This window comes from Kocuria coralli (assembly GCF_008831305.1).
GTDB classification, from domain to species: domain Bacteria; phylum Actinomycetota; class Actinomycetes; order Actinomycetales; family Micrococcaceae; genus Kocuria; species Kocuria coralli.
In genome coordinates, this window is sequence record NZ_ML708613.1 from 38262 (window position 1) to 62401 (window position 24140).

The following is a 24140-nucleotide window of genomic DNA, read 5'->3' on the forward strand; positions in this document are numbered from 1 at the left end:
GGACGCTTCCGTGGGGATCAACGGTGGATCGCGGGCAGGTATTCCAGGGGCGTCTCCGCAGGTCGCGGGGCGTCATACAGTGTCTCAGGACACGTTGACGTCGGAGATGCGCAAGCCGTAATTGTAACCGGCGATCGGCTGGGTCAGCGTCGGCAGTTCGGTCCACTCGACGATCAGGTAGGAGTGCTCCTCCGACTGCGCGGCCTCACCCAGCTGAACCGTCGTCTGCGGACCCTGGAAAGACCCTTGCCCGACCTCGACGGCGCCCTCGAGCGACGGCTCGTCCGCGACGTACACCGTGAACGCGCCTCCGGTGCCGGATTCCTGCGTGATGGCGATCTGGTTCATCACCGTGGGCTCCTCGAAGCGCACGGCGAGCGCCACCCCGGAGACCAGCTGGCCGAATTCGGCGGACGAGAAGCCATAGCTGGTCCAGGCAGTCTCCGTGTCCTCATCGATCACGTTGGGCAGGGTGCCGTCCTGATCGGCCATGAAGGTGGGGTTGTCGGGGACCAGGCGCACGGCCGAAGCCGCCGCCGCGACCTCGGCCACCGGGGTGGCTTCTTCGGCGGGGGCGCTGGAGCCGTTGGCGCTGGGGGACCCCGTACCTTCGTCGTCGTCGAACAGGCTCCCCAGACCGCCGAAGATCAACCCGGCGCATACCGCCAGCACCGCCAAGAGCGCGAGCAGGAGGATGATGAGGCCGCCTTTGCGGGACTTCTTCTCCTTCGGCTCGGCAGGGGCGGACCGGGATGCGGAGGCCTTGGGGTGGTCTCGAACCGCACCGCGGTCCAGCGTCTCGGTGGAGTCACCCGCGGCGGCGCGGCCTTTGGCACCTGAGGTGTACTCGTATTCGTAGGAGTCGTACCGGTTGTCCCCGTCATAGGTCGGGTCGATCCGGTGGGCGTCGCGGACGGGCGCCTTGCCGGAGGCGTTCCCGCGTCCGGCGGCAGCCCGGTCGAACAGGGTGGCCCGGGTCGAGGACTCCGGGGCGCGCCTGATCCGCCCCAGATGGCGCTCGACGGCCGGGGCGGCCGGAGCAGTGCCGATGTCGTCGTCGTCCCACTGGTCGAAGAACTCCTCGGAGGTCTCCTCACCGGCGGTGTCCGGCTCGCCGTCGTCCACGACGTAGGCTCCGGCCGAGCTCGCCGAGCGGGGCCGGCCAAAGATGTCGTCCGAGAGGGTGTCGTCGTCGATGGTTCCCGGTTCTGCCAGCAGCTCCTCGATCAGCACGGAGGGCGCGGCGAAGGACGTGACCAGGTACGTGGTCTTCCCGGACTGGCCGAGGTCCAGGATGTGCAGATCCGCGTCCACGGCGCCGATGGCCATGGCGCGGGCGTTCTCCACGACACGGGAGGTATGCCGTTCGGAGGGGACAAGAATGGTGACTTCACGGCCCAGGATCTGATCCTGACCGCCCAGAACGTGATCCTGCTCGGGTGTTGTGAGCACCTCGTCCAGCACCTTGTAACGACCGCCCAGTACGGTCCCGAGGCTGATGGGCTGGGGCACTTGTTCTCCTGAGTGTTGCGTGCCGTCGCGGGAGACCCCGACGGACGATCGGCGATGGGGGTGAGGAGGAGTAGGGGGACTTTCGCAGTGTACCCGGCGCAGGCGGCCCCAGAGGTGGTCCGGCGCGCTGCTGCCTCGCTCCCTCCGTGCCGTCAGCGCTTGAGACGTGCGAGCACCGGGCGGGTCAGCTCCGGCAGTTCCTTGAGGCGGAAGACCGTGAGGAAGATCAGGTAGAGCACGCCGGTCACGATGCCGCACACGGCCAGGGTCAGCAGGGCGGTCAGCAGGCTGCTCCAGGGCCACCCTTCGGCGCTCCACCCGCCCATGAGGTAGAGCGCGCCGCTTCCCCCGACGCCGGCCACCATGGCCGCCGCGAGGGAACGCACATGGGTGTCCAGCACCTGGGCCAGCCCGTAGTCGCCGATCCGCCGGACGGTCAGGAAGTGGTAGATCAGGGTGGAGAGGATGTTCTGCGCCGCGTAGCAGGCCGCGATGGCGAAGATCATCCGGTTCGGCTCCACCGAGTGCTGGATGACGAAGGCGGCCACCACGGTGAGCGCCGAGGTCACCAGCTGCACCAGGAACGGGGTACGGGCGTCCTCCTGGGCGTAGAAGATCCGGCCGAACAGGAAGGCCGTGGTCAGGAAGGGCGCCCCGATCGCGATGACGACGACGACCTGCCCGACCACGGCGCCCGACTCGGGCATGCCCCCCGAGAACAACATCCCCAGCGGTCCCGCGAAGGCGATGAGGCACGCGGTGAAGAAGACGTTGGCGATCCCCGAGTACCGCAGGGCCTTGGACAGGGCTGCGTTGACGCCGGCGGTGTTCTTGTCGGCCGCTGCCGCGGCCATCGTGTTGAACAGCACCGTGGCGATGGACAGGCCGATCACGCCGTGCGGCAGCGAGTAGAGCATGGTCGACTGCGTCAGGGCGTAGTTGCCGGCGATGACCTCCGGCGGATTGGCCTGGAGATACTGCTCCGTGTAGGCGTTGGGGATGTTCGCCGTGCGGGCCAGGGCCAGGAATGCCAGGTTGGCGATGATGCCCGTCGCCAGGGCCCACCCGGAGAGCCTGGCGGCGGCGGAGAGGCCGATGCCGCGCCAGCCGAACTTGGGGCGGATGTCCAGGCCCAGTCGGCGCAGCGGCCAGATCAGCACGATCGCCTGCGCCGCGACCCCGACAGTCGCCATGGCGGCGATCCAGAAGGTCTGCCCGGCGGACCAGTTGTCGAGTTCGTGGGGATTGGCGGCATAGCTGCCGAACTGCTGGATGAAGACCAGCAGCGCGCCGATCGCGATGACATTGTTCAGCGCGGGTGTCCACATGAACCAGCCGAAGGCGCCCTTGGCGTTGAGCACCTGTCCCAGCACCGTGTAGATCCCGTAGAAGAAGATCTGCGGCAGGGTGAACAGTGCGAAGGTGACCGCTAGTGCGCGCTGGCCCTCCCCCCAGTCCGGGGTCATGACGGTGATGATCGGGACGGTCAGCGCCACCACCACCAGCGTGACGACGGCCAGGGCGAGGACCGCCAGGGTGATGAGCCGTGAGATGTAGTCGGCGCCGTCGTCCTGGGAGTTCTTGGAGGCCTTGATCACCTGCGGAACCAGGATGGAGTTGAAGATGCCCGCGGCGATCAGCACGTAGAGCAGGTTGGGCAGGTTGTTGGCCATCTCGAAGATATTGGCGAGGTTGGTGGTGCTGCCGATCGCGACCGCGAGCAGGATGGCTTTGACGAAGCCCAGGATGCGGGAGACCAGGGTGCCTGAGGCCATGATGGCGCTCGAGACCGCACCTGAGCGTGCCATGAGCACTCCTTTATATGCCGTGAGATCCGCCCCGGCCCGTTCTCGGAGGGCGGGGCGGAGGGTCAAGCCCGTAGTTGATGGATGATGTACTCGCGGGCGATGTCCGCGATGCGCCGTTCGTTGGGGAAGGACAGCTTGCGCCCGAGGTCGTCGATATTGACCCAGGCGACGTCCACAGCCTCGTGATCGGGGTCGTTCTCGGTGGTCAGGTAGCCGCCGGAGGCCTCGAGCAGGAAATGATGCACGGTCTTGTGCACCCGGTGACCGGACACGGAGAACCAGTAGTCGATGCTGCCCAGCGGCGACAGGACCTCACCGGCGATCCCGGTCTCCTCCTCGATCTCCCGGACGGCGGCCTGCGCGTCCGTCTCCTCACCCTCCGGGTGGCCCTTGGGCAGGCACCATTCGAGGCGGCCGCCCCGGTTGATCCGGGCGATGATGGCCACGGGATGACCAGGGGTTTCGAGGTCGACGACGACCCCGCCGGCTGAGACCTCTTCCACCGTGGGCAGCGCCGCGGCCGGGGTAGCCGGCCGCTTCTTGGGAGCGCTGGGAACGGGGAAAGTCATGCGAACCAGCCTAGCCGCACTTGGGCGCCGGGCTCCCGAAGGTGTGAGCACGGCCGCGCGGACGCCGGCCGTCAGGTCTGGAATGATGGGCCGCGATGACCCAGTTGCTCGATACCTCAGCCGTGTCCCCCGTCGTGCTGGAAGCCGGGCGCCTCTTCGAGGCGGCCGGCCATGACCTGTCCCTGGTGGGCGGGCCCGTGCGCGACCTCTTCCTGGGCCGGACGGCCACCGACCTGGACTTCACCACGGATGCCACCCCGGACCAGACCCTCGCCGTGATCAAGGGCTGGGCGGATGCCGTCTGGGAGATCGGGCGGGACTTCGGCACCATCGGCCTGCGCCGGGGCGATATGCAGCTGGAGATCACCACCTACCGGGCCGAGGCCTATGACCCGGCCTCCCGCAAGCCCGTGGTGGCCTTCGGCCGTGAGCTCTCCGAGGACCTGGTCCGCCGGGACTTCACGGTCAACGCGATGGCCCTGCGCCTGCCGTCCCTGGAGCTCGTGGACCCGCACGGTGGTGTGCGGGATCTGCACGCCGGCGTGCTGCGCACCCCCGGGACGCCGGAATCGTCGTTCGACGACGATCCTCTGCGGATGATGCGGGCGGCCCGGTTCGCCTCCCAGCTGAGGATGGAGGTCGCCCCCGAGGTGCTGGAGGCCATGAAGAACATGGCGGGACGGCTGGAGATCGTCTCCGCCGAGCGGATCCGGGACGAACTGGTCAAGCTGATCAACGGCGCCCTGCCCCGGCGGGGCGTGGAGATCATGGTGGACACGGGCCTGGCGGACATCGTCCTGCCGGAGGTCCCCGCCCTGCGACTGGAGACGGACTCGGCGCATCACCACAAGGACGTCTATCAGCACTCCCTGACGGTCATGGAGCAGGCAGCGGGCTACGAGAGCCCGGACGGACCGGTGCCCGGACCCGACTTCGGCCTCCGCTTCGCCGCTCTGATGCACGACGTCGGGAAACCCGCGACCCGTCGTTTCGGCAGCGACGGCGCCGTGAGCTTCCGGCACCACGAGGTGGTCGGGGCCAAGCTGGTGCGCAAGCGCATGAAGGCCCTGCGGTTCGACAACGACACGATCAAGACCGTGACGCGCCTGGTGGAACTGCACATGCGCTTCTACGGCTACGGGGAGGCCGGCTGGACCGACTCGGCCGTGCGCCGCTACGTCCGCGACGCCGGCGACCAGCTCGAACGGCTGCACCTTCTGACCAGGTCCGACGTCACCACCCGCAACAAGCGAAAAGCCTCACGGCTGGCTCGTTCCTATGACGATCTGGAGCGCAGGATCGCCGAACTGGCCGAACGCGAGGAGCTGGAGGCGGTCCGCCCGGAGCTGGACGGCCAGGAGATCATGCGGATCCTGGACATCGGGCCGTCCAGGACCGTGGGCCAGGCGTACGCGTTCCTGCTGGAACTCCGGCTGGACGAGGGCGCGATCGGCGCCGAGGCCGCCGAAGCACGGCTGCGCGAATGGTGGGCTGGCCAGCAGGCGGAGAGCCCGGACGATACGCAGGACGGGACGCCCGGTGGCACCGCGGCGGAGCAGAGCTCCGGGCGGAACGCCGGTCGCGGCGAGGGCCCGTGAGCACCGCGCGCGGACCGGGCCGGCCTCTAGATAGCGCCGGAGGACAGGGGCAGACCGGGGAGCATTCCCGGGTGAGCTTCTCCGCCTCCGCCTGGCGGTGGGTCCTGGTCGCGTGCGCGGTGTGGACGATCGGGGTCTCCTGGCTGGTCCGGCTGCCCTGCCATCAGCTGCAGTGGGACGGCCGGCTGCCCTATGGCGGAGCCTGCTACTCGGACATCCCCTTCTTGTATGCCCGGGTGGGCATGGTGGATGGACATTTCCCGTACCTGGTTCCCGACGCTCTCTTGGAGTATCCGGTCCTGCAGTCCGTCATCGCCACGGTCACCGGAGTGTTTTCCTGGGCCATTACCCCGGTGACAAGTGTGCATGTTGCACAAGGCATATACTTTGACGTCAATGCGGTGACTATTGCGGCGCTATGGGCGGTCACGGTCCTGGTGGCCTCCAAGATGATCGCCAGCCCCCGGGTGCTCCTGGCCCTCGCCCTGGCGCCGGCGGTGGCCGCGACCGCCCTGATCAACTGGGACCTGTGGGTGGTCTGCGTGACGGTGGTCGCGCTGTACTTCCTGCGCCGCGAGCGATGGGTGCCGGCCGGGGTGTTCCTGGGCCTGGGGACCGCCCTCAAGCTCTGGCCCTTCGTGCTGCTGGGTGCCGTGATCGTGCTCGGCATCCGCCGTCGTGAGCTCAGGCCTGTGGTGACCACCGCCGTATCGCTGGTGGCCACGTGGCTGGTGGTCAACGTCCCCTTCTACCTGTGGGACCGCGAGCAGTGGGGTTACTTCTGGGGTTTCTCCTCCGACCGGTCCGCCGGATTCTCGTCGATCTACCACGTCTGGGACGTGGCCATCGGGCCGGCCCTGGGGTACGGCGAACTCGGTGCCGGGACCATCAACGTGATCGCCTACGGCGGTTTCGCGGTGCTGTGCGCGGGGATCTTGGCACTGGGCCTGCTGGCCCGCCGGGAGCCGAGCATCGAGCAGCTGAGCCTGCTGATCGTGGCGGCTTTCGTGCTGACCAACAAGGTCTATTCGCCGCAGTTCGTGCTGTGGCTGGTGCCGCTGGTCCTGCTGGCGCGGCCCCGAGTGGTCGAGTTCCTGATCTGGCAGGCGATCGAGGTCTTCCACTGGGTGGCGATCTTCTCCTGGCTCAACGCCGTGTCGTGGAGTGACGAGTCGCTTCCGGCGTGGACGACGACCTACGTCATCGCGGTGCTCGCGCACGTCGTCGCCGTCGCGGGGATATGCGCCCTGGTCATCCGTGACGTGCTGAGCGGACGCGCTCCCCGTGATCTGGCCCCGGATGCGGCTAATCTAGGCCCCGAGCACCAGGGGCCGGCGAGCACCGCGGCCGAGCGAAGGGAATCGACGAATGCCTGAGGCCAAGAAGGGCAGGCGCGGGGCCAACGGCCTCGTCGTCTTCGTGATCGGCATTCTCGCAGTCCTGCTCTCCTTCCTGCTGCGGGTGCCGTGCCGGGTCCCGGAATGGGACGTCGCGGGGCGTTTCCCGGGCCTGTGCTCCGCGCAGGTGGATCCCGGGGACCTGAGCATCACGCCCGGCACGATGCTCGAGGGGTTCTTCACGGGCGGGCCGTCCGGCGACCAGCCGATCGTCGTGGGCATGTTCACCTCGGTGCTCGGCTGGATGACCACGGGCCTGGCCCAGGCGTTCAACCTCGACCTGAGCAGCAACACCGTCCTGGACCTGACCGTGGTGCTCACGGCGATGGTCTGGGTGGTGGTCATCGCCACCGTGGCCGGGCTGTCCGGCAAGCAGCCGTCGGACCCCGTGGTGATGGCCTTCGCGCCCACGGTCCTGCTGGTCGGCTTCACCTCGTGGGACCTGTGGGCCGTCATGTTCATGATGCTCGCGGTCGCCTCCTACATCCGCGGCTCGCCGGGAATCGCCGGGTTCTGGATAGGCCTGGGCGCCACGGTCAACTTCTTGCCCGTCCTGGCCCTGGTGGCCATTCTGTTCATGGCCGCGAGATACCGCTATATCGGGGACTTCTTCGTCGCACTGCTGTCCTCCGCCATCTTCTTCGCCGCGGTCAACGGCCCGTTCATGGTCACCGAGTTCGGGCGCTGGCGCGAGCAGTTCTCGGAACTGATGACCGAGTCCGTGCAGAACAGCACCCTGTGGGATGTCTGGAACTCCGTGGTCGCCCCGCGGGCCGGCCTGGAGCTGAACACCGGATCGCTGGAGACCCTCTCGCTCTTCGTGGTGCTGCTGGCCGTCGTCGTCGTGCTGCTGGTGACCGTGCTGGCCGGCAAGGATCCCAGCATCGTCCAGGTGCTGCTGCTCCTGCTGATCGTCTACATCCTGTTCGGACGGGAGTGGTCGCTGCTGCAGTCCGTGTGGATGGTGCCCCTGGTGGTGCTGGCACGGCGGAGCTGGATCGAGTTCTTCGTCTGGCAGGCGGTGGAGATCGGCTACTGGGCCACCCTCAACGCGCCCGGGGGCTCGTGGGAGACGCAGCCGCTCTTCCCCCAGGGCAGCTGGACCCCGCAGGACATCCTGGCCGTGGCCCGCTTCCTGGTCCTGATCTGGTTCCTGGTCGTGGTGATCATCGACATCCAGCGGGGCAAGAGGGCATTGCTGATCGGCGTCCACGCCAGGAACATGTGAGCGGACCGGCCGGTGATGGACGCTGACCGCCGTCAGGATGAGCGTGGCGAGCACGATCCGCCGGAGGCAGGTTCCGAGGCAGGGGCCAGGCCCGTGGCGGAGGCCAAAGACAAGAACGTCTGGACCGTGCTGCCCAAACTAGTCGCCATGGGTGACCGGGAGCGGGCCAGGAAACTGCGGAGGTCCCTCTGGCTGTGGCTGATCGTCGTCGTGGTGGTGGTCACCGCCGTGGGCACGGTGGTGAATCTCATGACGGTGGACCGCGACCCCCAGGACCCCGTGGAGAACTGGCTCCAGTCCATGGTGGACGGCCGCTCCCGGCAAGGACTGGCCACCTTCTCCACCGGGGGATCGGGCTATATGGGGTCCTCGGCGCTGCCCAACCGCGCCTACCGGGCCGCCGAGGGGCGTATCGACCGGTTCGAGATCACCGGCGTGCAGGCGGCCGGCACCACCGCGGAGATCACCGCCAGGGTCTGGTGGGCCGACGGCGAGATCCCCGAGGGCGGCGTCCAGGGCGAGGAGCACACCTGGACGGCGGTCAAGGAGCGCCGCACGGGCCCCTTCAACGACCACTGGGTGCTGAGCAAGCACCAGCCCGACGTCCTGTCCGTGCGGGCGCCCGCGGTGTCGAGCATCGCGATCAACGGGGTCAACCAGCGGCTCAAACCGCGCGACCGGGCCGTGGCCGACGGCAACGGGGGCGTCTGGTCCTGGGAGGCCATGCCCGGGCGGTTCACCGTGGACCTGCCCGAGGGCAGCCACTACGTCCTGGCCCAGCCGGTCGAACCCGTGGTGGTGGGGCTGGAGGATCCGGCAGTGCACGAGGTCGCCATCGAACTCGAGCCATCCCCGGCGTTGTGGGAGGAAGTCGACGATGCGATCCGGGACGAGGTCGACGACTGCATGTCCAAGACCTCGGTGGCCCCGGAGGGCTGCCCCTCGTCGCAGCGGTGGGCCGAGGGTGAGGTGCCCATGGCGGAGGTGCCCTCCGGGGCCATGGTCACCCCATCCGCCGCCACTGCCACCCCGACGCCCGCGGGTTCGCCGACCCGCGGGGCATCGATCGAGGATGTGGAGTGGGAGCTGGTCAGTCGCCCCTCCCTGTGGCTGATACCGGACGACGACACGGCCAGCCGGCTGGACTGGAAGGCCTCCGAGCACAACACCGCCCAGGCCCGGCTCACCTACCTGGAGGACGGCCGGCGCATCGAGGAGCTGATCGACTTTCCCGTGCACGTCGATGTGACCTCCGACGGAAACAGCGCGGACATCGAGGTCCGCCTCGACTGACCTCCGCCTCCTGTAGTAACGTTGACAGGTCTGTGCGATGGCAGCTCCTGTTTCCGGGGCCCGTCCGCAGACTCGCATTGAACCTCCTGCTGTGGAAATGCCACAGCCGCTCAGCCCGAAGGAGGTGGGTTCTTACATGCGTGAGTATGAGCTGATGGTCATCATCAACCCCGAGGTTGACGACCGCGCGGTCGAGCCGACCCTGAAGAAGTTCCTCGAGGTCGTCACCCGTGAGAACGGCACCGTCGACAACGTCGACATCTGGGGCCGTCGTCGCCTGGCCTACGAAATCCAGAAGAAGTCCGAGGGCATCTACGCCGTCGCGCGCTTCCACTCCGAGCCCGATACCGCTCAGGAGCTCGATCGTGTGCTGAACCTCAACGAGGCCATCATGCGCACCAAGATCATCCGCCCTGAGGAGCAGCGCATCCACCCCAAGCACGACGTCAACGGCGAGCCCGTTCCCGCCGAGGCCTGAGGTTTCGACTGACGCCCTTGCGGCGTCGGACCCCGGTGTGATGATGGTCTCCGAACCAGGGATCATCACCACCTGACCGCGACTCGATCCGGAGGAACCCCATGGCTGGCGACACAGTCATCACCGTTATCGGCAATCTGACCGCAGACCCCGAACTGCGCTTCACCCCGTCGGGTGCGGCCGTCGCGAACTTCACGATCGCCTCGACCCCGCGCCAGTTCGACCGTCAGTCCAACGAGTGGAAGGACGGGGAGACCCTGTTCCTGCGCTGCTCGGTCTGGCGGGAGGCGGCGGAGAACGTGGCCGAGTCCTTGCAGAAGGGCACCCGCGTGATCTGCCAGGGCCGTCTGCGCTCGCGCTCCTTCGACACGAAGGAAGGCGAGCGGCGCACGGTCATGGAGCTCGACGTCGAAGAGGTCGGCCCCTCGCTGCGCTTCGCCTCGGCCAAGGTCAACCGCAACTCCCGTGGTGGCGGTGGCGGCGGAGGCAACTTCGGCGGCGGTGGCAACCAGGGTGGCGGCGGCTACGACGACGGCGGCTTCGGTGGAAACCGCGGCGGCCAGGGCGGCAACCAGCAGGGCGGTGGCTTCGGCGGCAACCAAGGCGGCCGTGGCCGCCAGCAGGGCGGCGGAGGCCATAACGACCCCTGGGGCCAGTCCTCGGGCGGCAACTACGACTGGGGGACCAGCCAGGACGACGAACCGCCGTTCTGATCGGTGGCCCGCTGACAGGGCCTTACCACCCGGTCCGATGCGGTGCCCTCGCAGAGGGGCGCCCGCTGACCCTCCGGATCGCAGATCCGCAGACAATATCCATCCCGCAGTCCAGCTGCGGGCTCCACGCTTCAGAAGGAGCACCACGATGGCGAAGAACGAAATTCGCAAGCCCAAGCCGAAGGCTAACCCCCTCAAGGCTGCAGGCGTGACCGAGATCGACTACAAGGACGTTGCGCTGCTGCGCAAGTTCATCTCCGATCGCGGCAAGATCCGCGCCCGCCGTGTGACCGGCGTGTCCGTCCAGGAGCAGCGCAAGATCGCCCAGGCGATCAAGAACGCCCGTGAGGTCGCTCTGCTTCCCTACGCCGGCTCCGGCCGCTGATCGGAAAGGAACCAGAACTCATGGCAAAGATCATCCTGACTCACGAGGTCTCCGGCCTCGGTTCGGCCGGTGACGTCGTCGAGGTCAAGAACGGCTACGCCCGTAACTTCCTGTTCCCCCGCGGGTTCGCAACCCAGTGGACCAAGGGCGCTGAGAAGCAGATCGAATCGATCAAGGCCGCCCGTGCCGCCCGCGAACTGGCTTCCCTGGAGGACGCTCAGGAGCTGGCAGCCAAGCTGAGCAGCACCACCGTGCAGGTCCCGGCCAAGACCGGTGCCGAGGGCCGTCTGTTCGGCTCCATCAAGGCCGACCAGGTCGCCACCGCCGTCGAGACCGCGGGCCTGGGCTCGATCGACAAGCGCCGCGTGGAGATCCGCGAGCAGATCAAGACCGTTGGCACCTACTCCGCCAACGTGCGTCTGCACGAGGACGTCAACGCGACCGTCCAGTTCGAGGTCGTCTCCGCCTGATCCCAGGCAATAGCTGATCGAGCAGAAGCACCCCCGGCCACATGTGGCCGGGGGTGCTTCTGCTTTTTTCTCTTCCCTCCGCCGAGTAGTGAGTTGGGCCGCCCATCAGCTTCGATGGGCGGCCCAACTCACTACTCGGCGCTGCGGGGCGGGCTAGGAGCCGTCGTGACCGTGCAGCAGTGCGGCGAAATCGTTGACCGGCGGCTGGAGGCCGACTCCGTCGCGGGACCGACCGGATGCCCCGTCCTGATCCAGGTGCTCCTGCAGAAGCCCTTCCACGCCCGTCCGGGTGGAGACCAGGGCCGTGGCCATTTCCGCAGCGGCGCGGTTGATGCGCTGCTCGAGGTCCGCGCCGTCCGCCGAGCCGAAGTCCTCCGTGGCCGCGAAGACGCCCGTCGGGAGGACCGTGGCGCGCATATAGGCGAACAGAGGGCGCAGGGCGTAGTCCAGTACCAGGCTGTGCCGCGGCGTCCCGGCCGTGGCCGCGATCAGGACGGGCATCCCCACCAGGGCGTCCTGGTCCAGCACGTCGAAGAACGTCTTGAAGAGCCCCGAGTAGGAGGCATTGAAGACCGGGGTCACCGCGATCATGCCGTCGGCGGAGGAGATCCTGCGCTTGACCTCGTCGAGTGCGGGGTCCGGCAGCCCGCCCGTCGTCAGCGCGTGCGCCAGGCCGACCGCAAGCTCGCGCAGCTCGATGTACTCCACGTCGACGTTCTCGCCCCGCCCCGCCACCTGAGTGCTCACGGCATCGGCGAGGCGCTCGCCGACCAGGGACGTGGTGGAGGGGTTGGAAAGTCCCGCGGTGACGACGACGAGGCGGCGGCTCATCGTGACGTCCTGGAGGCCCCGGAGCCGGCGGCCTCGTCCTGAGCCTCCGGCACCACGGCGTTGATCACCTTGCGGTGGGGCGAGTCGGGGCCCTCGGCGACCAGGGAGGCGTGGGTGGGCGGGTCCGAGGGCACGTGCGCGGGACGACGGCGCTCGAACTCCGCTCGCAGGACCGGCACGATCTCCCGGCCCAGGATCTCGATCTGCTCCAGGACTATCGACTCGGGCAGCCCGGCGTGATCGACGATGAACATCAGACGCTGGAAGTCCCCGACGTCGTCGGCATAGCCCAGGTACCGCTCGATGATCTGCTCCGTGGTGCCGACGGTGAGCGGGGTGGCACGGGAGAAGTCCTCGAGGGACGGGCCGTGACCGTAGACCGGGGCGTCGTCGAAGTAGGGGCGGAAGATCCGCTTGGCCTCCGCCTCGGTATCCGCGGCGAAGAACTGCCCGCCCAGCCCCACGATCGCCTGGTCGGCGGTGCCGTGGCCGTAGTGCTCGAAACGACGGCGGTAGAGGCCGACCATGGCGGCGGTGTGCTCGATATTCCAGAAGATGTTGTTGTGGAAGAAGCCGTCGCCGTAATACGCGGCCTGTTCCGCGATCTCCGTGGAACGGATCGAGCCCTGCCAGACGAACGGAGGCACGCCGTCCAGCGGGGCGGGAGCCAGCGTGAAGTTGTTCAGGGGCGTGCGGAACTTGCCGGACCAATTGACCACCGGCTCGCGCCACAGCCTGCGCAGCAGATGGTAGTTCTCGATGGCCAGGGGAATGCCGTTGCGGATGTCCTGGCCGAACCACGGGTAGACCGGTCCGGTATTGCCCCGGCCCATGGTCAGGTCGATACGCCCGCCGGAGAGGTGCTGCAGGAACGAGTAGTCCTCCGCGATCTTGACGGGATCGTTGGTGGTGATCAGCGTGGTGGCCGTGGAGAACGTGAGCCTATTGGTCTGGGCGGCCAGGTAGGCCAGGTGCGTGGTGGGCGACGACGGAACGAACGGCGGGTTGTGGTGCTCACCGGTGGCGAAGACGTCCAGGCCCACCTCCTCCGCCTTGAGCGCATACCTGGTCATCGACCGGATGCGCTGGGCCTCGCTGGGCGTGGTGTCGGTGGTCGGGTCCGTGGTGACGTCGCCGACGCTGAAAATGCCGAACTGCATGGTGTCGCTCCTTGCTCAGGCTGTCACGGGAGTGAGTCTTCTGGACCATTTACGTGACGTATCACCTATTATTATGCGGCAGACTGGGTGACACGTCAAGTACCTTCCTGATTCAGGGGTCGGCTTGCGGTCCCGCCGTCCATCCAGTCAGGTCAGGGGCATTCCTGCGCGTCCAGGTGGGCCGAGATGAGCGCGGTGATCCGGCCGAGTTCGGCGGCGTCGTCGTCACTGAGGGCCTCGAAGAGCACCGAGCGGACGGCGCGCACGTGACCGGGGGCGGCGTTCTCCAGGGCCGCCCGGCCGACGTCGGTCAGCTCCACCAGCTGGGCGCGGCCGTCGTCAGGACAGGCTCCACGGCGGATGAGACCCCTCTTCTGCATGCGGGTGAGGTGGTGGGACATGCGCGAGCGCTCCCATTCGAGCATCCCGGCCAGCTGGGTGATGCGACACGAGCTGTTACGGGCCTCGTCGAGCGTCACCAGGACCTCGTAGTCCTGCAGGGACAGTCCCGAATCCTGCTGCAGCTGCTGTCCCAGGCGTGCGGGAACACGGGAACTCGCGGCGAGCCAGTTGCGCCAGATGCACTGCTGTTCGTCGCTGAGCCAGTGTGGCTGATGGTCTGATGGATCATTGTCGGCCGCTAAGTCCCCGGTTGCCGCTGTGGTCATACCTCGAGTCTAGGTATCAGGTGACATGTCACTCAAGTATGTATGACAGGTGACTCAATAGATGTCGCGAGAACCCTGGATCAGGCGGGTGCGGTGACGGGTTTCCAGAGGGGTGTGTCAGGATGCTGGGCGTGAGTCCGTCCCGAATCAACTCCCGATCCAGCGACCGCGGTGGCAATGCCGATGAGAGCCCGCGCCGCCGGCGCCGAGCTGAACACCGCCTCCTTCCGGTGGCCCTGGGTCTATGGGCACTGTCGCTGGTGAGCTTCGTGCTGGCCTTCGTGCTGGGCAACACGGGATCCGGTGCCGCGATGAGCATCAGCTTCATCGGAGGGCTGCTGTTGGCCACGCTGGCAGACGTCGGGGCGTTCCTGACGGCGCTCGCCAGCAGCATCACGTATCGCCGGCACCGGCCGTGGAACGTGCTGGTGCTGCTGGGGACGGTGCTGGTCTCTCCCGCCACCCTGCTGCTCCTGCTGCAGGCGCTGCTGACGCTCTGAGGCTGCCCGATCCCCGGTGGTCAGGGGGCTGTGGATGCTCGGTGGAACGGCGATCCCTGGTCAGTAGGAAGCTGGGGTTGCGGGTCTGTGCACATTTCCAGAATGGGTGTGGACAAGACCTGTGGAAAACTCCGCTCAGCGTGTGATTTTCGCGCATGAACTTGCCTGACTAGGGAAAATGTAAAGGTCAAGTCATGCTTGAGAGTGCACTCTATCCACAGGGCTGTGGAAGTTGTGCACTTTCTACCCACATCCGCGCCCGGCGATCCCCACACGTATTCCACACGTTATCCACAGGCTGTGGGAATTGGTCCGCCGTCGGTGGCCCTCGCGGACTGGCACGTCTGACCCATGGGTGACAATGGTGGTCAGGACGACAGCGACCGTCGTCCTGGAACCCTCGAAAGGTTGAGCGTGGCCGAAGATCTCGTGCGCACACCCCCGCATGACAACGTTGCCGAGCAGTCCGTGCTGGGCGGGATGATGCTGTCCAAGGACGCCATCGCAGATGTGGTCGAGGTGGTGATGGGCGCGGACTTCTACAAGCCCGCGCACGAGTCGATCTACGAGGCGATCATCAGCCTCTACGGCAAGGGCGAGCCTGCGGACGCCATCACGGTCGCCGACGAACTGACCAAGCGCGGCGAACTCGACCATGTGGGCGGCGCGGCTTATCTGCACTCGCTCATCTCCTCCGTCCCCACCGCGGCCAACGCGGGCTTCTATGCGGAGATCGTCCAAGAACGCGCTGTGCTGCGCCGCCTCGTGGGCGCCGGGACCAAGATCGTGCAGCTGGGGTACTCGCAGGACGGCGAGGTGGAGACCCTGGTCAACGAGGCGCAGTCCGAGATCATGACCGTGGCCGAGCGCCGCAATGCCGAGGACTACGTGGCGCTCAAGGACGTTGTGGAGGCCACGGTCGAGGAGATCGAGGCCGCCGGCGGCAAGTCGGGGATGCAGGGCGTGCCCACCGGATTCGTGGAGTTCGACGAGCTTACCCACGGCCTGCAAGGCGGCCAGATGATCGTCGTCGCCGCCCGCCCGGCGATGGGCAAATCTACGTTCGCCATTGATATTGCACGTTCAGCGGCGATCAAGCACAACATGACGACGGCGATCTTCTCGCTCGAGATGGCGCGCAACGAGATCGCGCTGAAGATTCTCTCCGCAGAGGCCACGTTGAACCTGCAGGACCTGCGCAAAGGCGTCCTGCGGGATGAGCAATGGCAGAAGATCGCATCTACCATGGGCAAGCTGGACTCCGCGCCGCTGTTCATCGACGACTCGCCGAACATGTCTCTGATGGAGATCCGCGCCAAGTGCCGGCGGCTGAAGCAGAAGAATGACCTGCAGCTGGTGGTACTGGATTACCTGCAGCTGATGAGTTCCGGCAAAAAGGTGGAATCGCGTCAGCAGGAGGTCTCGGAGTTCTCGCGTGCCCTGAAGCTGCTCGCCAAGGAACTGGATGTCCCGGTGATCGCACTTTCGCAGCTGAACCGTGGTTCTGAGCAGCGCACGGATAAGAGGCCAATGGTCTCGGACCTTCGTGAATCAGGATGCCTCCCCGCCGACACGAGGATTCTGCGCGCTGATACGGGTGCGGAGACCACCATGGGTGAGCTGTATGCATCCGGAGCTCGTGACGTTCCAGTCTGGACTCTCGATGAAAGCATGCGGTATGTAGAAAGGCCGCTAACTCATGTGTTCTCCACCGGAGTGAAACCCGTCTATCGCTTGAAGCTCACCTCCGGGCGTGAGATCAGGGCGACGGCGAACCACAAGTTCTTTACCTATGAGGGCTGGATGCCACTCTCTGAGCTGACGGAGGGGGCCCGGCTGGCAGCACCTCGGCATGTCAACGGGCCTAGTAAACGGGTCCATTGGGAGGACCAGGAGATCATTCTTCTGGCGCATCTCATCGGGGATGGTTCCTGTATAAAGCGTCAGCCTGTGCGTTACGCCACGAGGGATGAACTGAACATTGCCGCCGTGACGGACGCAGCGCGGCACTTCGGTATCACCACCGTGCGTGATGACTATTCCGTGGCGAGATGCACGACTATTCGCTTCCCAGCACCGTTCAGGTTGACTCATGGGAGGCGTAACCCGATTGCCAAATGGATGGACGAGCTTGGGCTGTTCGACAAGCGTAGCTGGCAGAAATTCGTTCCCGCCGATGTATTTGCCTTGCCCAAGCGTCAGATTGCATTGTTCTTGAGCCACCTATGGGCTACCGACGGATCAGTGACTCTTGATAAAAGCCAGCAGAAGGGCAGAGTATACTACGCTTCGACCTCACTTCAACTCATCAATGATGTGTCTCAGTTATTGTTGAGGTTTGGAATCATGAGCCGTATTCGTTATTCGAACCTCAAAGAAATGTATCGACAGGGATATACTCTGGACATTAACGGAGTGGATGATCAGAGGCGTTTTTTGCAGGAGGTCGGGGTCTTCGGCGAACGTGCTGTACAGGCCGAACGTCTGTCTGAAGTGCTGTCTAGTAAGCGACCTAATACCAATGTGGATACTGTGCCCATCGAGGTATGGGACAAGGTCCGCGGGGTCATGACGGCGACCGGGATGACGGCGCGGGCTTTCCAGGCGGCACTGGGGAATCAGTACTGCGGGTCAACTCTCTACAAGTCCGCTCCCTCAAGGCAGCGGCTTGCACGAATCGCCGAGATTCTGGACTCCAAGGAGCTGGATCTCGAGGCTACTAATGACGTCTTCTGGGATCGAATCAAGAGCATTGAGCTAGACGGCGAAGAAGAAGTGTTCGACGCCACCGTGGTGGGTACTCATAACTTCGTGGCCAATGGGATTACCGTTCACAACTCGATCGAGCAGGATGCGGATATGGTGATCCTGCTGCACCGGGACGACGTCTATGACAAAGAGTCGCCCCGGGCGGGCGAGGCGGATGTGATCGTGGCAAAACACCGTAACGGCCCGACCAAGACCATCGTTGTGGCATTCCAGGGGCACTACTCACGTTTCGCGAACATGGCGCACGAGGGATTCTAAATCCGGAGAACCGACCCCCTAAACGACAGTCGAGCCATCCAGCAGACGAAGCGTTTGAGTTGCTGAACCGCCCCTACGAGAGATGGGGCCACCGCGGGATCATCAGAGGGCTCCCTGATTCCGGGTCGTCGATGATGCGGGCGTTCACGCCGAAAACCGTACTGACGAGCTCCTCGGTGATGACGTCATGGGGCGTCCCGGTGGCGATGACCTCTCCGTCCTTCATCGCGATGATGTGATCGGCGTAGCGGGCGGCTTGGTTGAGATCGTGGAGTACGGCGACGAGCGTGTGGCTCCGGGTGCGATTGAGGTTGCGGCAGAGCTCGAGCAGATCGATCTGGTACGAGACGTCGAGGAACGTGGTGGGCTCGTCCAGGAGCAGGATCGGTGTGTCCTGCGCCAGGGCGACGGCCATCCACACGCGCTGGCGCTGACCACCGGAGAGCTCGTCGACGAGCCTGCCCGACAGGGAACGCACGCCGGTCGCCTCCATCGCGGCGGCGACCGTCGCCTCATCCTCGGGAGACCAAGGCTTGAGAAGGCTCTGGTGCGGGTAACGCCCGCGCGAGACCAGATCGATGACGCGGATGCCGTCGGGAGCGACGGGGCCCTGCGGCAGCAGACCCACCTGCTTCGCCACAGCACGCGTCGGCATCTCATGCAACGCCCGCCCGTCGAGCACCACGGAGCCTTTGGATGGCTTGATCAACCGGGTGAGGCTCTTCAGCAGCGTTGACTTCCCGCACGCGTTCGGGCCGACGATCACGGTGAATTCGCCATCCGGAATCTCGATGGATACATCGGAGCAGACGACTTTCTCGCCGTAGGCAAGCTCCACGTGATGGCTCGTCAGGCGGGTCACTTCTTTCGACCTTCTCTCATCAGCAGCCAGAGGAAATACGCCCCGCCTATGGACACCGTGACGATACCGACGGGGAGCGGCGAATCGGGGTTGATGCGCTGGGCGACGACGTCGGCGAGCAGCAGCAGGAAGGCGCCGACCGCCGCGGTGGGGGCCAAGGCCAGGCCATCCGTCTTCGTCAGCCTCCGCGCGATCTGGGGCGCCGCCAGGGCGATGAACGAGATGGGGCCGACCGTCGCGGTGGACAGTGCCGTCAGCCCGATACCGGCGACGATGGCGACGATCTGGACGATCCGGACATTCTGTCCCAGGGCCGTGGCGAAGGGGATGCCGATCTGCTGAAGCCGCATGGGGCGGGCCAAGAGCACTGCCACCACCATGAACAGGACCGATCCGGATGAGGCGAGCGCGAACGTGGACCAGGAAGTGCCCGACAGATTGCCCGCGCCCCACAGGCTGGCCATGATGGCGTCCTCCACGGTGGCGGTCAGAAGCAGCCACACGTTGAGGGACGCCAGCATGGCGCTGACGCCGATGCCCACGATGATCAGGCGCACGCCTCCGGCGAATCCGCGTTTCGAAGCCAGGAAGAAAACGGCGAAGGCGGTGACGATGCCCCCGGCCAGAGCACCGGTCATCGTGGCGATAGACCCCCCGCCGAGCACCAGCATGACGATGAGCGCGCCCGTGTACGAACCCGTCTGGAAGCCGATGACATCGGGGGAGCCCAGCGGGTTGGAGGTGAGGTTCTGGAAGATCGCCCCGCTGATGGCCAGGGAGGCCCCGAGGACCAAGGCGATGAGGATACGCGGGGCGCGCCATTCGAGGACGATCATCGTCGTGAAGCTGTCGCCTTGCCCCCGCAGTGCGGCGATTCCCTCCGCCACCGTGATCTCCGCTGATCCGGACAGCGCACCATAGATCGCGAGGACTACGGCGGCCGCGCAGATACAAGCGGTGATGACGGCGGGACGGGCGCCGACCAGCAGGAACGGTCGGTCGCGGGGGCCGACACGGAGGATGCGGCGGCCGAAGTCGAGGTCGGTGTTCGTGATCGTCACACCTCCGGAACGCGGAATCGGCGGACCATGTAGATCAGCAAGGGGGCACCGATGAACGCGGTGACCACGCCGACCGGCACCTCGCCCTCCGTCATGACGCGTCCGAGCACATCGGAGAAGCCGAGGATCGCCGGGGCGAGCAGGATGGAGTAGCACATGATCCAGCCCTGGTGCGGTCCGACGAACATGCGGGAGACATGCGGTGCCATGAGCCCGATGAAGCCGATGGGCCCCGCCGCGGCTGTGGCTCCTCCGGCGAGCAGGGCGATGGCGATGAGCGCGACGAGGCGGGTCCGGTTGGGGTTGGCCCCCATGGCCACGGCATTGGCCTCTCCCAGGGCGAGCACGTCGAGGGCCCGGGTGCTCGTCAGGGCGATCACCAGTCCGATGACGACGAAGGGCGCGATGGCGAGGACGGAATCGAGAGGCTGGGACGCCGTCGTACCCGCCGACCAGCCGCGCATGCGTTCGTAGGTAGCCGGGTTGGTCAGCAGGACCGCGGAGGTGAAGCCGCTCAGGACCGCGCCCAGGGCGACCCCGGACAGGGTCATCCGGATGGGGTTGCCGCGCAGGGGGCCGGTGTTGCCGATGATGAACACGGCGAAGGATGTTATGACGGCGCCGGCGAATGACCACCACATGTACTGCGCGATCACGGTGACGTCGAAGAAGGCGATCCCGACCACGACGAACAGGGAGGCGCCCGAGTTGACGCCGAGGATGCCTGGATCCGTCATCGGATTGCGGGTGACGGCCTGCATGAGGCCTCCCGCGACCCCCAGCGCCGCGCCCGCCACGAGGACGAGCGCGGTGCGGGGGACACGTGACTGCCACACCACCTGGGAGACGGGATCACCCGCATCCGGATTGATGAGGAAGTGCCAGACCTCTGCCGGCGAGATCGCGCGCGACCCCACGAGCATGCTGAGCGTGAGCGCTATCAGGCACAGCGCCCCGATGATCAGTGCTCCCCAGAATCGGGCGCTGCGATGATCGCGGAGGCGGGTTGGCTCTGAGGCGGGTGGCGTTCGGCTGATGGGCGGAGCCGACATCGGCGGCTTAGGAGACCGAGGTGTAGTTTTCGGTCTTCTCCGCCAGATCCGAGAGCCAGTCGGCGTAGTTGCGGCTGGTCATGGCGCCCTTGGAGTACCAGCCGGAGACCTGATCGGCCTCCACCGCCGGGAGGGTGTCCCAGAGCTCGGCGCTGAAGGGGGCCTCCGGGTCGTAGGACTCGATCAGGATGACGTCGGCCGGGTAGGTGGAAGCCTCCTCCCAGGCGACTTCGCCCCATGGGTTGCCCTCGGCGGGCTTGTCGGGGCCGATGATGTTGGCGCCGAGTTCCTGGAGCAGGTCGGCCTGCGGGAAGCCCACGCCGGTGTAGAGCGCCTCCTTGGTGGGGCTGGCGAGCAGGAAGTCGAGATCCTTGTCGCCGAGGACCGCGGTGAAGTCTTCCTTGGCCTGCGCGAGATCGTCGTCGGCCTGGACGATGGCGTCCGTCTCGACGTCCGCTCCGAGGAACTCGGCGATCTCACGGGTGGCGGAGATGTTCTCGTCCACGGTGTCCGTGGAGGGAAGGGGCACGAAGGGCGCGACGCGCTTCAGCTGTGCATTGACGTCCTCGTCGAACCAGGACCAGCCGTCCTCACTGCCGTTTCCGATCACTGCATCCGGACGGAGCTGCGCTAGCTTCTCCATATCGATCTCGCCGTCGGAGCCGACCTTCTCGATACCGGAGACATCTGCATCGCCCATGATGGTGGGGTCGTCGCAGCCGAAGCCGAAGAGGGCGTCGGGTTCCAGGCCGTATTCGTGGAGCGAGCTGTACGCGTAGCAGTCCATCACCAGGGTCTCCGGCTGCTGCTCGAACTCGATCTCGAGACCGTCGATGCTCGGGTGGGAGAGGGTGACGGCTCCCGAGTCGCCAGCGGATGCCCCGCCGTCAGCGCCTTCGGCCTCGGACCCGCCTTGGGAATTCGAGCAGGCCGACAACAGCAGGAGGGCGCCAGCACCTAGGGACAGCAGGGCTCCACGCTTCACAGCGACACCCCTTTCATGAGTGCGGATTGTTCGCCCGAGACGGTAGCAGGATAACTTAGGTTAGGAAAACCTTAGTTGATTTGGCATCAGCCCTTGTCCCGGCCCCGCGGTCTGTCGTATACCCTGATCCCCATGGCTACATATACGAACTACGCGCTCGTGATGGGGCGCTCCTACGTAGAGCGCGACCGCCGCCGCTGACGGCGCGGTCACCCGTTCTCTACTGCCTGGCGTGAGCGCGCCGTCACTCCCGAGATGTCCTGCACCTCGGTCGAGTACGCGCAGCTGAATCATTGAATGCACGGTGCTCCGGCATGCCGAGGTGCTCCTCTTACTTCTTGGAGCGCACTCATGCCCCGATCCCATTCCGGTGGCCGACACGAACTCGGCCAGAACTTCCTCACCCACAAGCCCACGATCAAGCGCATCGTCGAGATCACCGCTGCCACGGACGGGGCGATCCTCGAGATCGGCCCCGGCGACGGCGCCCTGACAGGCCCGCTCTCACGGCTGGGCCGGCCCCTCACCGCCGTCGAGATCGACGAGCACCGGGTCAGGCGCCTGCGCAAGGCATTCCCTGGTGCACGGATCCTCCACGAGGACGCCCTGCGAGCCGATCTCGCCTCCGCTCCCGTGATCGTCGGCAACCTCCCGTTCCACCTCACGACCCCTCTGCTTCGGCGGCTTCTGCGCAGTCGCAATTGGACGCATGCGGTCGTCATGACCCAGTGGGAAGTCGCGCGTAAACGCGCAGGCGTCGGCGGGGCCACGATGATGACCGCCCAGGCGGCCCCCTGGTTCGGCTTCACGCTGCACGGCCGCGTGCCGGCGTCGGGCTTCCGGCCGATGCCCAGCGTCGACGGCGGCATCCTGGAGATCGTCCGTCGTGGCCCGCCTCTCATCCCGATTGCCGAGCGCGCGGCCTATGAGGCCTTCGTAAAGAGGGTCTTCACCGGTCGCGGGGCGGACCTCGCCCGGATCCTCGCGGCGGCGTCGTCGCTATCGGTCCGTGAGGCTCGCCTGCTCCTGGACGACGTCGGCTGCCCCCGCCGGGCCCTCCCGCGTGACCTGGCGGCGGAGCAGTGGGCGGAACTCTGGCGCCGGTTGCCCTAGCTACACTCGCCCCATGACGCCGACCCATCGCACCTTCGTCATGACCGAGCTCGAAGGTCGTGCGCCGTACCGGTTGCTCACGGGCTTGGTGATCCCGCGGCCGATCGCGTGGGTGAGCACCGTGGACGAGCAGGGCAGGGCCAACCTGGCCCCGCACTCGTTCTTCACGGTGGCCTCGGGAGATCCGCCCATCGTCCAGTTCACGTCCGTGGGGCGGAAGGATACGTTGCGCAATGTTGAGGCGACGGGGGAGTTCGTCGTGAATCTCGTGCCGCATGCGCTGCTGGAGCCGATGAATGCGACGGCGGCCAGGGTGGGCCCGGAGGTCGATGAGTTCGGGCTGGCCGGCCTGACGCCGGCACCGTCGCAACAGGTCCGTCCGCCCCGGGTGGCCGAGACGCCGGCGGCCCTGGAGTGCACGGTGCACGAGGTGATCCCGGTCGGTGATTCCGTCCTGGTGCTCGGCAGGGTGGTGGCCGCCGTCGTCGACGAAGCCATGCTCGACGGCGACCGGCCCGCCGAGGAACGGCTGGATCCGGTAGGGCGCCTGAGCGGCTCCCGGTATGTCACCTACGGGCGGACCGTGAACCTCGGCCGGCCCGGCGTGCCGGGCACGACATCATGACCCCCGCCGTGGAGCGCCTGGGGCTCGTGCCCGTCAAAGGCCTGTCCTGGAATTCCCCCGACCGCATCGAGGTGCAGGCCGGGGGCGTGACGGGCGACCGCCTGTGGTCGCCCGTCACCTCGGACCTCCGCTGCATCCGGGCCACCGATCACCCCTCGATGGTCGGTGTGGGAGCGGGATCCGAGGACCTGCCGACCGTGGAGCGGGACGTGCTGTTCCAGGGCGCCGAGCAGATCGTCCACTACTACACGCGCAGGGTCCCGGCGAGGATCTTCGGCGGCAGGCTGGCCGAGCACCTGTCGGAGGCGGCGGGGCAGCGGCTCCTGCTCGCCCGCGCCGGGGAACCGGGGAGCTTCCTCTGGTCCTCGCCCGTCAGCGTCCTGCTGCGCTCGGAGCTCCCGGGGCTGCCCGGAGATGTCGACCGTTACCGCGCCAACGTGGTGATCGACGACCGGGACGCTCCGCTCAAGGCCGTCCCGGGCAGCCGGCTGGTGCTGGGCGAGGTCGTGCTCCGCTTCGAACGGGAACTGGATCGCTGCGTGGTCATCAACCACCACCCGGTGACGGGGCATCGAGACGCCTCCCTGCTCAAGCGGCTCCGACCGGGAGCCCTGCTGGGCTATGGCTGTAAGGTGCTCCGGGCAGGACCGTTGGGCGTGGGAGCACCGGCCACGATGAGCTGAGGCCCGATCCGTCACCGGTCCGCCGCATGCACCCGGTGCTCAGGTCCCCTGGGCGCCCACGCCCCGATGACGCGGCACTTCACCGGAATCGCCGTGGCCGCCTCGGGCTGCCACGACCTGAC

23 protein-coding genes are annotated in these 24140 nt (G+C 66.7%); 13 read left to right on the top strand and 10 right to left on the bottom strand.

What is annotated here, in order from left to right; all coding sequences use genetic code 11:
* Window positions 1–84: 84 nt before the first annotated feature.
* From FCK90_RS04485 to FCK90_RS04495, 3 genes are all read right to left on the bottom strand, one after another.
* Window positions 85–1512: a hypothetical protein gene (locus tag FCK90_RS04485; protein WP_158033109.1), complete on the bottom strand. Its 1428-nt coding sequence runs from the start codon at window positions 1510–1512 to the stop codon at window positions 85–87.
* Between the two features lie 152 nt (window positions 1513–1664).
* The gene (gene murJ, locus FCK90_RS04490) at window positions 1665–3320 is read right to left on the bottom strand and encodes a murein biosynthesis integral membrane protein MurJ (RefSeq protein ID WP_158033110.1); all 1656 of its coding nucleotides are present in this window, start codon (window positions 3318–3320) and stop codon (window positions 1665–1667) included.
* A 62-nt stretch (window positions 3321–3382) separates the two neighbouring features.
* Window positions 3383–3889, bottom strand: a complete 507-nt coding sequence (locus FCK90_RS04495; RefSeq protein ID WP_158033111.1) for an NUDIX hydrolase — start codon at window positions 3887–3889, stop codon at window positions 3383–3385.
* A 95-nt stretch (window positions 3890–3984) separates the two neighbouring features.
* Here FCK90_RS04495 and FCK90_RS04500 point away from each other — a divergent pair, with 95 nt between their 5' ends.
* From FCK90_RS04500 to rplI, 8 genes are all read left to right on the top strand, one after another.
* The gene (locus FCK90_RS04500) at window positions 3985–5487 is read left to right on the top strand and encodes a CCA tRNA nucleotidyltransferase (RefSeq protein WP_158033112.1); all 1503 of its coding nucleotides are present in this window, start codon (window positions 3985–3987) and stop codon (window positions 5485–5487) included.
* A gap of 71 nt (window positions 5488–5558) precedes the next feature.
* A complete protein-coding gene (locus FCK90_RS04505) occupies window positions 5559–6863 on the top strand; it encodes a glycosyltransferase family 87 protein (RefSeq protein ID WP_181954191.1) in 1305 nt (434 codons plus the stop codon).
* Complete coding sequence (locus FCK90_RS04510) at window positions 6856–8112, top strand: glycosyltransferase 87 family protein (RefSeq protein ID WP_158033114.1); 1257 nt, start codon at window positions 6856–6858, stop codon at window positions 8110–8112. The genes FCK90_RS04505 and FCK90_RS04510 overlap by 8 nt, the downstream gene beginning before the upstream one ends.
* Before the next feature lie 15 nt (window positions 8113–8127).
* Window positions 8128–9405 (top strand): hypothetical protein, encoded by a 1278-nt coding sequence (locus FCK90_RS04515; protein WP_158033115.1) that lies wholly within the window; start codon window positions 8128–8130, stop codon window positions 9403–9405.
* Between the two features lie 136 nt (window positions 9406–9541).
* Window positions 9542–9883 (top strand): 30S ribosomal protein S6, encoded by a 342-nt coding sequence (gene rpsF, locus FCK90_RS04520; RefSeq protein WP_158033116.1) that lies wholly within the window; start codon window positions 9542–9544, stop codon window positions 9881–9883.
* A 101-nt stretch (window positions 9884–9984) separates the two neighbouring features.
* Window positions 9985–10596 (top strand): single-stranded DNA-binding protein, encoded by a 612-nt coding sequence (locus tag FCK90_RS04525; RefSeq protein ID WP_158033117.1) that lies wholly within the window; start codon window positions 9985–9987, stop codon window positions 10594–10596.
* Window positions 10597–10744: 148 nt separating this feature from the next.
* Window positions 10745–10981, top strand: coding sequence for a 30S ribosomal protein S18 (rpsR, locus tag FCK90_RS04530; RefSeq protein WP_047688597.1), 237 nt, complete (start codon window positions 10745–10747; stop codon window positions 10979–10981).
* A gap of 20 nt (window positions 10982–11001) precedes the next feature.
* Window positions 11002–11451: a 50S ribosomal protein L9 gene (gene rplI, locus FCK90_RS04535; RefSeq protein WP_158033118.1), complete on the top strand. Its 450-nt coding sequence runs from the start codon at window positions 11002–11004 to the stop codon at window positions 11449–11451.
* A gap of 153 nt (window positions 11452–11604) precedes the next feature.
* Here the strand turns inward: rplI and FCK90_RS04540 are convergent, their stop codons facing one another.
* The 3 genes from FCK90_RS04540 to FCK90_RS04550 all read right to left on the bottom strand — a co-directional run bounded on the left by FCK90_RS04540 (window position 11605) and on the right by FCK90_RS04550 (window position 14110).
* Window positions 11605–12282: an FMN reductase gene (locus FCK90_RS04540; RefSeq protein WP_158033119.1), complete on the bottom strand. Its 678-nt coding sequence runs from the start codon at window positions 12280–12282 to the stop codon at window positions 11605–11607.
* On the bottom strand, window positions 12279–13442 hold the full coding sequence (locus FCK90_RS04545) for a CE1758 family FMN-dependent luciferase-like monooxygenase (RefSeq protein WP_158033120.1): 1164 nt from the start codon (window positions 13440–13442) through the stop codon (window positions 12279–12281). The genes FCK90_RS04540 and FCK90_RS04545 overlap by 4 nt, the downstream gene beginning before the upstream one ends.
* 152 nt (window positions 13443–13594) lie before the next feature.
* Window positions 13595–14110, bottom strand: a complete 516-nt coding sequence (locus tag FCK90_RS04550) for a MarR family winged helix-turn-helix transcriptional regulator (RefSeq protein WP_158033121.1) — start codon at window positions 14108–14110, stop codon at window positions 13595–13597.
* Window positions 14111–14241: 131 nt separating this feature from the next.
* Between FCK90_RS04550 and FCK90_RS04555 the strand changes: the two genes are divergently transcribed.
* Together FCK90_RS04555 and FCK90_RS04560 are read left to right on the top strand one after the other, a co-directional pair.
* Window positions 14242–14610, top strand: a complete 369-nt coding sequence (locus tag FCK90_RS04555; RefSeq protein WP_158033122.1) for a hypothetical protein — start codon at window positions 14242–14244, stop codon at window positions 14608–14610.
* 414 nt (window positions 14611–15024) lie between these two features.
* Complete coding sequence (locus tag FCK90_RS04560; RefSeq protein WP_246179987.1) at window positions 15025–17637, top strand: replicative DNA helicase; 2613 nt, start codon at window positions 15025–15027, stop codon at window positions 17635–17637.
* A 73-nt stretch (window positions 17638–17710) separates the two neighbouring features.
* On the opposite strand, the gene FCK90_RS15680 is transcribed toward FCK90_RS04560, so the two are convergent.
* From FCK90_RS15680 to FCK90_RS04575, 4 genes are read right to left on the bottom strand one after another with little or no spacing between them, the layout of a single operon-like run.
* On the bottom strand, window positions 17711–18499 hold the full coding sequence (locus FCK90_RS15680; RefSeq protein ID WP_343029886.1) for an ABC transporter ATP-binding protein: 789 nt from the start codon (window positions 18497–18499) through the stop codon (window positions 17711–17713).
* Window positions 18496–19560, bottom strand: coding sequence for a FecCD family ABC transporter permease (locus FCK90_RS15685; RefSeq protein WP_246179988.1), 1065 nt, complete (start codon window positions 19558–19560; stop codon window positions 18496–18498). Before FCK90_RS15685 ends, FCK90_RS15680 begins: the two co-directional genes overlap by 4 nt.
* Window positions 19557–20612 carry an iron chelate uptake ABC transporter family permease subunit gene (locus FCK90_RS04570; protein WP_158033124.1) on the bottom strand — a complete coding sequence of 352 codons (1056 nt, stop codon included), beginning with the start codon at window positions 20610–20612 and terminating at the stop codon, window positions 19557–19559. The genes FCK90_RS15685 and FCK90_RS04570 overlap by 4 nt, the downstream gene beginning before the upstream one ends.
* Window positions 20613–20619: 7 nt before the next feature.
* Window positions 20620–21597 (bottom strand): ABC transporter substrate-binding protein, encoded by a 978-nt coding sequence (locus FCK90_RS04575; protein WP_158033125.1) that lies wholly within the window; start codon window positions 21595–21597, stop codon window positions 20620–20622.
* Window positions 21598–21948: 351 nt separating this feature from the next.
* Here FCK90_RS04575 and erm point away from each other — a divergent pair, with 351 nt between their 5' ends.
* From erm to FCK90_RS04590, 3 genes are read left to right on the top strand one after another with little or no spacing between them, the layout of a single operon-like run.
* Complete coding sequence (erm, locus tag FCK90_RS04580) at window positions 21949–22710, top strand: 23S ribosomal RNA methyltransferase Erm (RefSeq protein ID WP_158033126.1); 762 nt, start codon at window positions 21949–21951, stop codon at window positions 22708–22710.
* Window positions 22711–22723: 13 nt separating this feature from the next.
* On the top strand, window positions 22724–23335 hold the full coding sequence (locus FCK90_RS04585) for a flavin reductase family protein (RefSeq protein ID WP_246179990.1): 612 nt from the start codon (window positions 22724–22726) through the stop codon (window positions 23333–23335).
* Window positions 23332–24018, top strand: coding sequence for an MOSC domain-containing protein (locus FCK90_RS04590; RefSeq protein WP_158033127.1), 687 nt, complete (start codon window positions 23332–23334; stop codon window positions 24016–24018). Before FCK90_RS04585 ends, FCK90_RS04590 begins: the two co-directional genes overlap by 4 nt.
* Window positions 24019–24140: the final 122 nt, after the last annotated feature.